At 66.9% G+C, this 13,967-nt stretch carries 7 protein-coding genes; all 7 read right to left on the bottom strand.

Features of this window, described 5'->3' with window-relative positions; genetic code table 11:
- Positions 1-6: 6 nt before the first annotated feature.
- The gene (locus XarjCFBP7645_RS10825; protein WP_104537488.1) at positions 7-2,265 is read right to left on the bottom strand and encodes a methyl-accepting chemotaxis protein; all 2,259 of its coding nucleotides are present in this window, start codon (positions 2,263-2,265) and stop codon (positions 7-9) included.
- A gap of 661 nt (positions 2,266-2,926) precedes the next feature.
- Positions 2,927-5,185 carry a methyl-accepting chemotaxis protein gene (locus XarjCFBP7645_RS10820; RefSeq protein WP_104537487.1) on the bottom strand — a complete coding sequence of 753 codons (2,259 nt, stop codon included), beginning with the start codon at positions 5,183-5,185 and terminating at the stop codon, positions 2,927-2,929.
- 385 nt (positions 5,186-5,570) lie between these two features.
- Positions 5,571-7,748, bottom strand: coding sequence for a methyl-accepting chemotaxis protein (locus XarjCFBP7645_RS10815; RefSeq protein WP_104537486.1), 2,178 nt, complete (start codon positions 7,746-7,748; stop codon positions 5,571-5,573).
- Between the two features lie 329 nt (positions 7,749-8,077).
- Positions 8,078-8,611, bottom strand: coding sequence for a hypothetical protein (locus tag XarjCFBP7645_RS10810; protein WP_104537485.1), 534 nt, complete (start codon positions 8,609-8,611; stop codon positions 8,078-8,080).
- Between the two features lie 234 nt (positions 8,612-8,845).
- Positions 8,846-11,131 carry a methyl-accepting chemotaxis protein gene (locus tag XarjCFBP7645_RS10805; protein WP_104537484.1) on the bottom strand — a complete coding sequence of 762 codons (2,286 nt, stop codon included), beginning with the start codon at positions 11,129-11,131 and terminating at the stop codon, positions 8,846-8,848.
- A gap of 62 nt (positions 11,132-11,193) precedes the next feature.
- Positions 11,194-11,739, bottom strand: a complete 546-nt coding sequence (locus tag XarjCFBP7645_RS10800; protein ID WP_104537483.1) for a Tar ligand binding domain-containing protein — start codon at positions 11,737-11,739, stop codon at positions 11,194-11,196.
- 204 nt (positions 11,740-11,943) lie between these two features.
- Positions 11,944-13,953 (bottom strand): chemotaxis protein CheA, encoded by a 2,010-nt coding sequence (locus tag XarjCFBP7645_RS10795; RefSeq protein WP_104537482.1) that lies wholly within the window; start codon positions 13,951-13,953, stop codon positions 11,944-11,946.
- Positions 13,954-13,967 lie beyond the last annotated feature (14 nt).

The raw sequence follows: 13,967 nt of genomic DNA, 5'->3' as shown, positions 1-13,967 counted from the left end.
TGCCGCTTAGAACTCCTGCCAGTCGCCCACGTCGGTTGTCGTCGCGGATGCGCCTGCGGCGCTGCGCCGCAACGGCGCGGCACTGCTGGTGCGGGCGATCGGGCGCGGTGTGCCGCGGGCATTGGCGGGCGCATTGGCAATGGCCGACAACCGGCGCGCCATCGGTGCGTGCTCTGCGACCTTGAACACGGCGACCGCTTCGGTGAGCTGCTGGGCCTGTTCTTCCATCGCACGTGCGGCGGCGGTGGCTTCTTCCACCAGCGCGGCGTTCTGCTGGGTGGTTTCGTCCATCTGGGTAACGGTCTGGTTGACCTGCTCGATGCCGGAGTACTGCTCCTGCGACGCGGAGGAAATCTCGCCCATGATGTTGGTGACGCGCTGCACGCTGGCCACGATCTCGGCCATGGTGGTGCCGGCCTGATCGACCAGGGTGGCGCCCTGGGTGACCTTGTCGACCGAGTCGTCGATCAGCTGCTTGATCTCCTTCGCCGCACTGGCCGAACGCTGCGCCAGGGTGCGTACCTCGGAGGCAACCACCGCGAAGCCACGGCCTTGCTCACCGGCGCGCGCCGCTTCCACCGCTGCGTTCAGTGCCAGGATATTGGTCTGGAAGGCGATGCCGTCGATGACGGAGATGATTTCGGCGATCTTCTTCGACGAGCTCTGGATGTCGGACATGGTGGTGACCACCTGGGCCACCACATCGCCGCCTTGCGAGGCCACTGCCGCCGCGCCGATGGCGAGCTGGTTGGCCTGGCTGGCGTGTTCGGCATTCTGCTTGACGGTGGAGGTGAGCTCTTCCATCGAAGCGGCGGTTTCTTCCAGACTGGCGGCCTGCTGTTCGGTGCGCTGCGACAGGTCCTGGTTGCCGGAGGCGATCTCGCCCGATGCCAGGCCGATCGCGTCGGCAGCGGTCTGGATGCGGCCCACGATGCCGGCCAGCTGTTCGGCGGTGGCGTTGGCGTCGTCGCGCATCTGCGCAAATACGCCCTGGTACTGGCCGCTCATGCGTGCGGTGAGATCGCCGGCGGCGATCGAATGCAGCAGACCGGACAACGACTGCAGATTGCCGTCGGCGGTCGCCATCAGGTTGTTGAGGCTTTCCACCATCACGCGGAAGTCGTACTGGAAGCGCTCGGTATCGCCGCGGGCGCTGAAGTCGCCGCTCGCCGCGCACAGCGCCAGTCGCTTGATCTCGGTGTTCATCGCGCCGAGGTTGAGCTTGACCTGTGCCATGGTGTCGCTGAGCAGGGCCTTTTCTCCGGGCAATTTTTCCATGTCCTCGGACAGGTCGCCAATCGCGTAGCGGCCCATGATCTGCGCCAGGCGCATCTTCACCGCAAGGTGCGAGCCGACCAGCGCATTGGTGTCCTTTGCCATGCGGCCGAATTCGCCCGGGAATGCATCAGCATCCATGCGAAAGCTGATCTGGCCGTCATCGTGCCGCTTGGCCATGTCCAGCTGTGCGGTGATCAGATTGCGTACCTGGCCCTGCATGCGATCCATGGCCTGCAACAGGCGGCCGGTTTCGTCGTTGGATTGCGTGCGCACATCGTTGTCGAGATTGCCGTTGGCGATCGCTTCGGCAGCGCGGGTGGCCTGGGTCAACGGGCGCACCAGACTGCGGGTGATCAGGAAGCCAAGCACGGTGCTGAACAGCACCACCGCCAGCCCGCCGCCGATCAGCATCGCACGGCCACGGGCCATTTCGGTGGTGGTCGCTGCGTAGGCTTCCGTCGTGCGCATGCGCTGCAGCACCGAGTATTCGGTCAAGGTGTCTTGCCACTGCGCGGTCGCCGGTGCGGCTTTGTCCAGTAGCAGCTTGAGTGCTTCTTCGGGCTTGCCGGTCAGGCCCAGCTGCGCGACGTCTTCGTTGGTCTTGCGGGCCTGGTCGCTGGCAAGATCGATCCGCTCGCGGATCTGGGTGGCTCGAGGCGAGGCAGAAAACTCGTACAGCTTGCGGCGAGTGTCTTCGTAGCTCTTCAGCTGGTCTTTGATGATGGCATAGAAGCGCAGATTGTCTTCTTGCGAGGTCGGCAACACGATGTTGCGCAGCTGCACGGCGATGACCGAGGTGGCGTTGGCCATGTCCTGTGTGTACTGCATGATCGCGATGTTGCGGTTGACCACCGTGTCCATGCGGTCGCGGGCCTGCGCCAGTGTGTAGAGGCCGGCGGCAACCAGCGCGCACGACAACACGATCAGGGTGCCGAAGGCGAAGCTCAGGCGCTTGCCGACGTTGTACCGTTGAAGAAGAGCGATCATTTTGGGGTCTCGAGGCAGTGTGCAAGAAAGAACAAGACGCGTCGGGCGGACGCGTAGGCGATGCGCAGTGACGGCGCAGCAGGCAGGCATCCAGCCGATCCATCGCCCGGGTCACACGGCGACCCGGGCGATTGCAAGGCAGGTAGGCATGCCGTTGTAGGTAACGGCCAGCGAATGGGTGACTGAACGTTCCGACGTCGCCACGTATGGGCGACCGTCACCGAAGTGAGGCGCATGTGCACAAACAGGCCGGGAACGCTGCTCGGAGCGCTGTCTACGTCGGCGCACCTGCCGGCGGATTCACATTCTTTTCACTCAGTCGGGCGCGATGCGACATTGCCGTGGCGAAAGATGCTCAGCTGGCAAGCACCGGCTGATGCGGCAATGCGTTCGTCAGGCGGTCATGGCGCTGCCGACGACCGCGCTGCACCACGGCGCCATGCGATCGCCCGCATGGGTGCAGTACGCACGCGGCGCGCGAATGCACCGCGCCACCGCGCCACCGCGCCACGCGGCAAGCAGACGAGCTTGGCCGCTTGTGGCAGCGGCACGGGGCCGCTTGTATCGATGAGCCTGCGTAAAAACGGTGCGGAAAACAGACGCGTTCCGAGGGTAGCGGCCCGTGTTGCGGCGGCAGCACGCGGCTCGCTGCGGGCGTGTCCTAGAACTCGGCCCAGTCCGACTCGTTGGACGGTGCCAATGCCGCCGCGGCGCGTGCAGCGGGCCTGGCGACCGGTGGCTTGGTGACCGGTGCGCTGGCGGCAGCAGGCCGCTTGGCAGCGATCTGGCGCACCACCGGTGTTGCGCGCGTCACCGCTTCCCGCTCGGCCGACAGGCGGAACAAGGCCACCGCTTCGGTAAGCTGCTGGGCCTGTTCTTCCATCGACCGCGCGGCGGCGGTGGCTTCTTCCACCAGCGCGGCGTTCTGCTGGGTGGCTTCGTCCATGTGGGTGACGGTCTGGTTGACCTGCTCGATGCCGGCCGACTGTTCCTGCGAAGCGGCGGAGATCTCGCTCATGATGTCGGTCACGCGCTGTACCGACGAGACGATTTCGCTCATGGTGCTGCCAGCCTGGTTCACCAGCGCCGAGCCTTCGGCGACCTTGCTGACCGAGTCGTCGATCAGGCTCTTGATTTCCTTCGCCGCGCCTGCCGAACGCTGTGCCAGCGTGCGCACCTCGGAGGCGACCACCGCAAAGCCGCGGCCCTGTTCGCCGGCACGCGCCGCTTCCACCGCCGCGTTCAAGGCCAGGATGTTGGTCTGGAAGGCGATGCCGTCGATGACGGAGATGATCTCGGCGATCTTCTTGGACGAGGTCTGGATCCCGGACATGGTGGTGACCACCTGGCCGACCACGCTGCCGCCGTGCGAGGCCACATCGGCTGCGCCGATCGCCAGCTGGTTGGCCTGGCGTGCGTGCTCGGCGTTCTGCCTGACGGTGGAGGTAAGCTCTTCCATCGAGGCGGCGGTTTCTTCCAGGTTGGCGGCCTGCTGCTCGGTGCGCTGCGACAGGTCCTGGTTGCCGGCGGCGATTTCGCCTGCGGCGGTGTTGATGGCCAGGGTGGAGTGCTTGATGCGCCCGACGATGTCGGTCAGGCGCTGGGTGGTGGCATTGGCATCGTCGCGCAGGCGCGCGAACACGCCGTGGAAGTCGCCGTCCAGGCGTGCGGTCAGATCGCCTTCTGCCACCGCGCCGAGCAGCTGCGACAGCTTGCCCAGGTTGCGGTCGCTGACCTCCATCATCGAATTCAGATCCGCCACCATCACCGCGAAGTCGTACTTGAAGCGCGCCGCGTCGCCGCGTGCGCTGAAATCGCCTGCGGCTGCGGCCTGCGCCAGCAGCTTGATCTCGGTGTTGATCGACAACAGACTTGCCTTGGCCGCATCCATCGCTTCATGCAGGATGGCGCGGCTGGCCGGCAGGCGGCGCGCGTCCTGGGTCAGGTCGCCCTGCGCGTACTGGTTGAGGATACGGACCGCGTCGGTGATGGCATCCAGATGCTCGAAGATCATCGTGTTGATGCCGCCGGCCAGCGTGCCGTACACGCCGGGGAAATCCTCGGGCATGCGGTGGGTGATGTCTTCGGCCGCATGCAGGTGCGACATACGCGCGGTTTCGTCGCTGAAGCGGCGCAGCATCTGCATCATGCTGCCGGTGGCGTCGAGTATCTGGCCGATTTCGTCATTGCTGGTCTTGTTGACCTGCACGCTCAGATCGCCGCGCGAGACTGCCTTGATGGCGCCCAGCGCCTTGGACAGCGGATTGGTGATGCTGCGCGCGATCAGCCAGCCAAAGGTCACCGACAGCGCTGCCATCAGCAGCGTGCCGAGCAGCAACATCACGCTGGTCAGTTCGAACGACGCGGTGCTGGCCGCGACCATGTCGCTCAGGGCCCTGGACTGCTGCGCATAGAGCTTGTCGACCGAAGCGAACAGTTCCTTGCGGATCTCGCCGGACTGCTTGCTCGAAAATTCCATCGCCGCAGCGCGGTCCGGTTGTGCATAGAGCGTGCGCAGCTGCTGGTTGGCGGCGAAGTAGCGCGTGCTGGCGTCGGTCAGCTTGGCGTACTCGGCCTTCAGCGGCGAGGCGGCACCGATCTTGGCGTCCAGCAGCTTTTGCGTTTCAAGATACTTGGCGTGGATCTCGTCCATGCGCTTGGAGAACACCGCATAGCGTTGCGGATCGTCCAGATTGACGAACTGGCCTACTTCATAGACGCGGAATTCGCCGGCAAACCCGCGCAGCTCGGACAGGCGGCTCAGCACCGGCACCACGTCCTGGTTGATCAGGGTGGTTTGTTGCTGCATCTGCCGCATGCGCGAAAGGCCGAGCCCGCCCAGCAGGGCGGTCAGCACGGCACTCAGGCAAAAGGCAAACATCAGTTTGCGGCGGATCGGCCAATCGTTGAACTTGTTCATCAGTTACTCCGGGGCATTGCGCAGGAGCGCTCTCCGACGCTAGCGGCTGCCGTATATGATTCTTTATCTTCGACGGATGAACGGTGCGGTGTCCGGCTTGCGTGTGCCGCGATCATGCCGCTGGCAACACAGCGGTGGCAGGCAGGTGGGCACGCGCCCATGTGCACCCATTGGGATGGTTCTGCAACTGGTCGTGCACGATCGCCGCCGCCGCATCGCGGCTTGCCCAGCCATCGCACGCTGCGCCAGCAGGGCGCTGGCGATCGACTCTGCGGCAATAAACGCTTTCTTCAGCGCATTGCCGGTCTGCCCGGCCCGATGGCGCGCCACGCCCTTCCGAGGCGATGACTTGACGGAGGCGGTGCGGGGAGCGATCTTGCGGCCATCAGCTGGCGACGGGCAAGGCCTCTGCGCGCGCAGCACTGCGACCGGTGCCACGCTGCACGGGCGAGGCCGCCGTCACCCGGAAGCTGGACACCGCCTCGTCGAGTTGCTGCGCCTGCTGCTGCATGGCGTTGGCGGCGGCGGTGGCCTCTTCCACCAGCGCTGCGTTCTGCTGGGTGCTCTCGTCCATCTGGGTGACAGTGAGATTGACCTGCTCGATGCCAGCCGACTGTTCCTGCGAGGCGGCGGAGATCTCGCTCATGATGTCGGTGACGCGCTGCACCGAAGACACGATGTCGGCCATGGTCTTGCCGGCCTGATCCACCAGTGCCGAGCCCTGCGCCACCTTGCCGACCGAGTCGTCGATCAGATGCTTGATCTCCTTGGCTGCGCCGGCCGAACGCTGTGCCAGCGTGCGTACCTCGGAGGCGACCACCGCAAAGCCGCGGCCCTGTTCGCCGGCACGTGCCGCTTCCACCGCTGCGTTCAAGGCCAGGATGTTGGTCTGGAAGGCGATGCCGTCGATGACGGAGATGATGTCGGCGATCTTCCTGGACGAGGTCTGGATGCCGGACATGGTGTCCACCACCTGGCTGACCACCTGACCGCCTTGCGAGGCCACCGAGGCGGCACCGATCGCCAGCTGGTTGGCCTGGCGTGCGTGCTCGGCGTTCTGCTTGACGGTGGCGGTGAGCTCCTCCATCGAGGCGGCGGTTTCTTCCAGGTTGGCAGCCTGCTGCTCGGTACGCTGCGACAGGTCGTTGTTGCCAGCGGCGATCTCGCTGGCCGACCGGGTGATGGAGCCGGCGGCCTGCTGGATGCGCCCGACGATGCCGGCCAGCTGCGTGGCAGTGGTATTGGCGTCATCGCGCATGCGTGCGAACACGCCGTGGAACTGACCATCCATGCGCGCGGTGAGGTCGCCCTCGGCCAGCGCCGCCAGCAGCTCGGACAGCTTGCCCAGGTTGCGGTCGCTGACTTCCATCATCGCGTTGAGGTCGTTGATCATGCGCGCCGAGTCGTGTTCGAAGCGCGTGGCATCGCCGCGCTGGCTGAAGTCGCCATTGGCTGCGGCCTGGGCCAGGCGCTTGATCTCGGTGTTGATGGCCAGCAGGCTGGCCTTGGCCGCATCCATCGCTTCGTGGAGCACCGCGCGGGTGCCGGGCAGCCGCGCGGCGTCGCGCGACAGGTCGCCCTGCGCGTATTCGTTGAGGATGCCGATCGTATCGATGATGGCGTCCAGATGTTCGAAGATCATCGTATTGATGCCGCCGGCCAGTTCGCCGTAGACACCGGGGAAATCGGTAGGCATGCGGTGGCTGACGTCTTCGCCGGCGTGCATGTGCATCATCACCTTGGTCTGCGCGGAAAAGCGCTCCAGCGTGTGCACCATGTCGTCGGTGGCCTTGAGCATCTGGCCGATTTCATCGCTGCCATGCTGTGCGGTGCGCACGCTCAGATCGCCACGCGCCACGCCCTTGATGGCGGCGAGCGCGCGCGACACCGGCTCCAGGATCGAATTGCCGATCAGCCAGCCCACCAACAGGTTGAGCAGCACCAGTACGCCGCCGGCCAGGGTGACGATGCCGGTGAAGGCCAGCGCCTGCGACTGGGTATCGTCCAGATAGACGCCGGTGCCGATCACCCAGCCCCACGGCTTGTACAGCGATGCGTACGAGGTCTTCTGCACCGGCTCCTTTTCACCGGGCTTGGCCCAGGCGTAGTCGACGTAGCCGCCGCCGGACTGCGCCGCGCTGACGAAGGCCGGGAAAATGCGCTTGCCATCGGGGCTCAGCACATCGTTGAGCGGCTTGCCGTCGAGGTCCGGGCGGGTGGGGTGCATCAGCATCACCGGCGCCTGGTCGGTGACATAGATGTAATCCACGCCGCCACGTGCGCGCATGGTGGACAAGGTATGCAATGCGGCCTTCTTGGCGCTGTCCACATCCATCTCGCCCTTTTCGGCGCGCTCGGCGTAGCCATTGACCACCGCGATCGCCATCTCGATCTGGCTCTTGAGCCCATCGCGGCGCGTATCGGTGAGGTCCACGTATTGCATGCGTGCGGCGATCACCGCCAACGCGATGATGCCCAGCGCCACCAGCGCGGTCTGTGCCAGAAACTTGCGCTTCAGCGGAACGTTGGCCAGCGTGTTTGCAATCGTGGTCTTGAACGTCATGGCAGGTATCCAGCAAGGCAGGGTGACCGGGATAAGTCGAATAGCGACCTGATCCCCAAAATGTTGAGCACTACGCGGCCACCGATCGGATGGCGGTTTTCAGCGATTCTGGACGCGGTGGCGGCCGCATGCCGCGCGCGTCACACGGTTGCCATGAAGGCGCGGCGGCAGCGCACACGGGCGGGCAGGGTATGCGGCACCAGGATCAGCTGGGCCAGCCAGGGCATTTGAGGAACGCCACGGCAGGTCGCGTGGTTTGGCGCAGCGCAGGGCCGGTTGGGGAGGCAGCGACACCGCTGCGACCATCGGCGCCGTCACGCGGGCATGGCTCAATCGCGTTGCGTGTTGCGGACCCTTGCCACCGACTGCTGCAGGGTCTGCAGTTCGGTCCACAGCAGGTGCCGCGTATCGCCCGCATGGCCCAGCGACAGGGCTTGCGCAGACTGCAGGTCGCCGTCGTGCAGGGCGCGATCGGCCTGCCGATGCTGCGCCAGGTACCGACCCAACTGCTGCTGCACGAGTGCGAACTGGCGCGCCTGCTCGCCCTGCGGCGCGCTGGCCTGGAAGTAGCCTGCATGCCGTGCAATGCGTTGCCGCAGGTTGCCCAGACGTTCGTCGTAGGCTTCGATACGGGCGGGGTCGTGCGCTGCGGCAAGCTGCGCCCGCTGGTCGTCGCGCAACTGCACCAGGTCGGTGGCAAGCGACTGCAGCGCGCTCATCGGCACGTTGTCCAGCAGGACCGACACCGGCGCGGCCGGTGCTGCGAAGGACGGCGGCAACCAGACGCTGGCAGCCAGCAGCGCGACGGCGCATACCGAACCCAGCATGTGGCGGGCAGAGCGCGGTGAGTTGACGGTAGGCATGCGGACCTCCTTGGACGTAGCGGGGGCCAGGCAGCCCTCGTTGTTCCCTGTATCGGCCGCCGAAGCCTGCGCTTGATCACCTTTCGACAGACGGCGCGATTGCATGGGAATCGAGGAAATGGGCGCAGCGCCGGCGTTTGTTCGCAGTCTTTGAAAACGCCAGGCCCCGGCATCGCTGTCGGGGCCTGGCCGTGCCGGCCGCGCGGGCGGCGGCCTGGCAATCGGAGGTCGCGGTCAGAATTCGTGCCAGCTCGAATCGTTGCCGGCGGTTGCCGTTGCCGGCGTGCGCGCCGCCACCGCAGCGGTGTTGTTCGACCTGGCCGCAGGCGTCGCCGCTGCTGCGGCCGATCGCTTGGCGGCAGCTTGCCTGGTGCTTGCCTGGTGCTGCGTCGCGGTGCGGACCGGCGCTGCAGGCAACGCGGGCATCTGTTGAATCTTGAAGATCGCCACCGCATCGGACAATTGCCCGGCCTGATCTTCCATCGCGCGGGCGGCGGCGGTGGCTTCCTCCACCAGGGCGGCGTTCTGCTGGGTGGCCTCGTCCATCTGGGTCACGGTGTGGTTGACCTGCTCGATGCCGGCCGACTGCTCCTGCGAGGCCGCGGAGATCTCACCCATGATATCGGTCACGCGCTGCACGCTGGTGACGATCTCGCCCATGGTCTGCCCGGCGGTGTGCACCAGTGCCGAACCCTCGGCGACCTTGCCGACCGAATCGTCGATCAGGCCCTTGATTTCCTTGGCGGCGCCGGCCGAGCGCTGCGCCAGCGTGCGCACCTCGCTGGCCACCACCGCAAAGCCGCGGCCCTGTTCGCCGGCACGCGCCGCTTCCACCGCGGCGTTCAACGCCAGGATATTGGTCTGGAAGGCGATGCCGTCGATCACCGAGATGATCTCGGCGATCTTCTTCGAGGACGCCTCGATGCCGCTCATCGTGGTGACGACCTGGCCGACCACCTCGCCACCGCGCGAGGCGACGTCCGCGGCACCGATGGCGAACTGGTTGGCCTGGCGCGCATGCTCGGCGTTCTGCTTGACGGTGGAGGTCAGCTCCTCCATCGAGGCCGCGGTCTCCTGCAGGCTCGCGGCCTGCTGTTCTGTGCGGCGCGACAGGTCGTCGTTGCCGCTGGCGATCTCGCTGGCGGCGGTGTTGATCGAGCCGGAGGCATGCTGGATGCGGCCGACGATCTCGGTCAGGCGCTGCACGGTGGTGTTGGCGTCGTCGCGCATGGTGGCGAACACGCCATGGAACTCGCCGTCCATGCGCGCGGTGAGGTCGCCGTCGGCGATGGCCTGGAGCAGCTGCGAGAACGCGGCCAGGTTGGTGTCGGCGGTGGCCATCATGGTGTTGAGATTCTCGACCATGACCCGGAAGTCGTTGTCGAAGCGGCTGACGTCGCCGCGCAGCGAGAAGTCGCCGACGCTGGCGGCCTGCGCCAGCTGCTGGATCTGCGTGTTGATGGCGGTCAGGTTGCGCTTGGCCTCGCCCATGGTCTGGGTGAGCACCGCCTTCTCGCCGGGCAGCTCGTCCATGTCCACCGACAGGTCGCCCACGCCGTAGCGCTGGGTGATCCCCAGCAGCCGCATCTTGACCGCGATGTGGGCGGCGACCAGGTCGTTGGTGTTGCGGACCATTGCGCCGTACTCGCCGGGGAAGGCGTCCTGGTCGATGCGGTAGCTGATCCAGCCCAGCTCGTGCTGGCGTCCCATCTCGTTTTGCGCGTCGACGACCTCGCGGATGCGGGTGCGCATCGCCAGCATGTCGTCGATCAGCAGGCCCAGTTCGTCGCGGCCGCCACGCTCGACCTGGCTGTCGAGGTCGCCCTGGGCGACGGCGCGCGACAGTGCGGTCGCCGAGCGCAACTGGCGATTGATGCTGCGCGCCATCAGCCAGCCGGTGCCCAGCGCCACGCCGAGGGTGGCCAGCAGCATGCCCACGATCAACAGTTGGGTCCGTGCCAGCAGCGCGTGGGTGGCGGTCATCTCCTGGTCCAGCTGGCCGACGTTGCGCTCGTTGAGCGCGATCAGCTTCTCGAACAGGTCGCGGCGCAGCGGCCGCGACTCCTTGTCCGAGACGGTCTGCGCGGCCGCGGCGTCGTGCGCGCGCACGGCCTCGCCCATGCGCTGGCTGGCGGCCAGGTAGGCGGCCAGCGAGGTTGCGACGGCGTCGTACAGGCGGCGCTCGGCCGGCTCCTGGATGGTGGCCTCGAACCGGGCCTGCTGGCGGGCGACCTCGTCGCGGGCCTTCTGAATGCGCGCGAAGTAGTCGGCGACCGCGTCTGGCTCGTCGATGCGCGACAGCTGCGCGAGCTCGTAGGTGCGGATTTCGCCGAGCTGCGCGCGGATCTCCGCCAGCGACTGCGTGGCCGGGATCCACTTGCCCTCGACGCGCTGGAACTCGGCCATCGACTGCGAGGTGCGGTCGTAGACGAACAGGCCCAGCAGCAGCGTCAGCAGGCTGACCACGGCGAACACCAGGGCCAGTTTGTAGACGATCCTCAGATCCGAAAACCATTTCATCGAAGTGCTCCTGCAGTGCCGGCGGCGGCCGGCGTTGCGCCGTTGGGAAGAGGGCCGGGGCGTCAGCCGGCGTCGGGGCCGGCCCGCTGGTCGATCCGGGCGATCAGCGCGCTGAGTTCGGTGAACAGCTCGCGCCGCTGCTGCAGCGCCTGGCGCGTGGACAGCGCCTTGGCCTGCGCCTTGTCGCCGGCGTGCGCGGCCTCGGCGATGCGGGCGTGCAGGTCCAGGTAGCTGTCCAGCCGGCTCTTGAGCGAGCTGCGCAGCCGCGCCTCGTCGCCCTCCGGCGCGGTCGCGGCGTAGTGGCTCCAGGCGCGATCCAGGCGCTGGCGGGTGTCGGCCAGGCGCTGGTCGTAGTCGGCGACCTCGGCAGCATCGCCGACGTGCACGATCTGGCCGAGCTCCAACGCGCGGAACTCGGCCAGGCTGGCACGCAGCTCGTGCAGCGCCAGCGACGGGGCGATGCGGCGGTGCTCCAGGTAGTCGAGGCGGTCGCTGGTGCGGCCCAGCGGCCCCAGCACCAGCCAGCTCACCACCGCCAGCAGCGCGACCACGGTCAGCCCGGCCAGGGCCGTGGCCCGGTACGCACGAAAGGAGGTCGTCAGTTCCATTGCCTGCTCCTGCAGAGTCCGAAGAATCCGGGACGCGTCGGTGCCCGGTCGTCCAGTGGTATCGGCGTGGCGGCGCGCGGACTTGATGGCGTGGTGCGCGGCTTTTTTCTTAACCTGTTCTGCTTCGTCAGCGGGCGAGCCGGCGCCGGTTCCCGCGCATGGGCACGCAGCGCGGCGCGGGCCAGCGCCCGCGCCGCGCGGGACTCAGGCGGCCTGCGGCACGCGCAGCGAGCGCACCAGCCCGCCGATGTCCACGATCAGCGAGACCCGACCATCCCCCAGGATGGTGGCGCCGGACACGCCCGGGATACGGCGGTAGTTGTTTTCGATGTTCTTGACCACGACCTGTTGCTGGCCGAGCAGCTCGTCCACTTCCAGCGCGATCTTCTGGCCGTCGCCTTCGACCACCACCACCAGCGGTTCCTGCGAGGACTGCTGACCGCCGAAGCCGTAGTAGTCGGTGAGCGACAGGATCGGCAGATACTCGCCACGCACCCGCAGCACACGGCCGTCGCCGGCCATCGAACGGACGTCCTCCGGCGCCGGCTGCAGGGCTTCGAGCACGTAGGCCAGCGGCAGGATCAGGGTTTCGCCGGCCACCGAGACGGTCATGCCATCGAGGATGGCCAGGGTCAGCGGCAGACGGATCAGCACGCGGGTACCGCTGCCGGCGTTGCTTTCCAGCTGCACTTCGCCACCCAGGCCCTGGATGTTGCGGCGGACCACGTCCATGCCCACGCCACGGCCGGACAGGTCGGTCACTGCATCGGCGGTGGAGAAGCCCGGAGCGAAGATCAGATCCCACACCTGCGCATCGGTCGGGTTGTCCGGCACGGCAATGCCGCGTTCGGCCGCTTTTTCCAGGATCTTGGCGCGATTGAGGCCACGGCCGTCGTCGCTGACCTCGATCACGATATGACCGCCCTGATGCGATGCTGCCAGGGTGATGGTGCCGGTCTCGTCCTTGCCGGAGGCACGACGCGCATCGGGCATTTCCAGACCGTGGTCGATCGAGTTGCGCACCAGGTGCACCAACGGATCGGCAATCTTTTCGATCAGGCCCTTGTCCAGCTCGGTGCCTTCGCCGATGGTGCGCAGGCGCACCTGTTTGCCGAGCCGGCTGGAGAGGTCGCGGACCAGGCGCGGGAAGCGACGGAACACCGCATCCACCGGCAGCATACGCACGCCGATGACCGCTTCCTGCAGGTCGCGGGTGTTGCGTTCCAGCAGATCCAGGCCGGCGAACAGCTGTTCGGCATGCGCCGGATCCAGGCCGGTGGAGACCTGCTTGAGCATGGCCTGGGTGATGACCAGCTCGCCGACCAGATTGATCAGCGCATCGACCTTGTCGACGCTGACGCGGATCGAGGTCTCTGCTTCGGCAGCGGCGGCCTTGGCCGGCGCGGCGGCAGCAGCGGCGGCAGGTTCGGCAGCGGCGGCGGGTGCCGCTGCGACGGCGACCGGCGCCGCGACAGTGGCTTCGACGGCCAGGCTGGGCGGCGGGCCGGGCACCGCCATCGGGCGGATGTCCAGCTCGCAATCGTCCACTACCCAGGCGAAGGTGTCTTCGATCTTGCTGCGCGGAATCTTGCCGATCAGGCCCAGATCCCAGGCCAGGTAGGCTTCCAGCGGGTCGATGTTCTCGAAGCCCGGCATGCGCTCCAGGCGTGCGGCAATCTGCAGCGGGCCCAGGTGCTCGAGCTCGCGGATGATGCGCAGCGGGTCGTTGCCGCTCATGAACAGCGACGGCGCCGGGGTGAAACCGATATGCCAGGCTTCGGGTTCTTCTTCCTTCGGCTTGGCGACCACCGCGGCGGTCGGCGCTTCGCCGGCCAGCACGGCGTTCAAACGGGTATGCACGGCCTTGACCGCGGCCGGGTCGGCCGGGGTGCCGTGTTCGGCTTCGCGCAGCAGGGCGCGCAGCACGTCGACCGAGCCGAGCATGGCATCGACCGCATTGGGTTCGAGCTGGCGCTTGTTGGAACGCAATTCGTCGAGCAGCGTCTCCAGCACGTGGGTCAGGCCGGCGACGGCCTCGAAACCGAAGGTGGCAGCGCCGCCCTTGATCGAGTGTGCGGCGCGAAACACCGAGTTGATGATTTCCGGGTCGCGGTTGCCCTCTTCAAGGGACAACAGCCCGGACTCCATCGCATCCAGCCCTTCACGGCTTTCCTCGAAAAAGGTGGCGTGGAAACGTTGCAGGTCCATGCTCATGGGCGTGACATCCG

The organism is Xanthomonas arboricola, from assembly GCF_002940665.1.
Taxonomy (GTDB): Bacteria; Pseudomonadota; Gammaproteobacteria; order Xanthomonadales; family Xanthomonadaceae; genus Xanthomonas; species Xanthomonas arboricola_B.
Note: the sequence above shows the minus strand (reverse complement) of the source record. Positions and strands in the feature narration are given on the sequence as shown.

What these genes read in the sequence shown, in the direction of transcription:
- XarjCFBP7645_RS10825 (WP_104537488.1), bottom strand. Translation starts at nt 2,265, where the DNA reads ATGATCGCTCTTCTTCAACGGTACAACGTCGGCAAGCGCCTGAGCTTC.
- XarjCFBP7645_RS10820 (WP_104537487.1), bottom strand. Translation starts at nt 5,185, where the DNA reads ATGAACAAGTTCAACGATTGGCCGATCCGCCGCAAACTGATGTTTGCC.
- XarjCFBP7645_RS10815 (WP_104537486.1), bottom strand. Translation starts at nt 7,748, where the DNA reads ATGACGTTCAAGACCACGATTGCAAACACGCTGGCCAACGTTCCGCTG.
- XarjCFBP7645_RS10810 (WP_104537485.1), bottom strand. Translation starts at nt 8,611, where the DNA reads ATGCCTACCGTCAACTCACCGCGCTCTGCCCGCCACATGCTGGGTTCG.
- XarjCFBP7645_RS10805 (WP_104537484.1), bottom strand. Translation starts at nt 11,131, where the DNA reads ATGAAATGGTTTTCGGATCTGAGGATCGTCTACAAACTGGCCCTGGTG.
- XarjCFBP7645_RS10800 (WP_104537483.1), bottom strand. Translation starts at nt 11,739, where the DNA reads ATGGAACTGACGACCTCCTTTCGTGCGTACCGGGCCACGGCCCTGGCC.
- XarjCFBP7645_RS10795 (WP_104537482.1), bottom strand. Translation starts at nt 13,953, where the DNA reads ATGAGCATGGACCTGCAACGTTTCCACGCCACCTTTTTCGAGGAAAGC.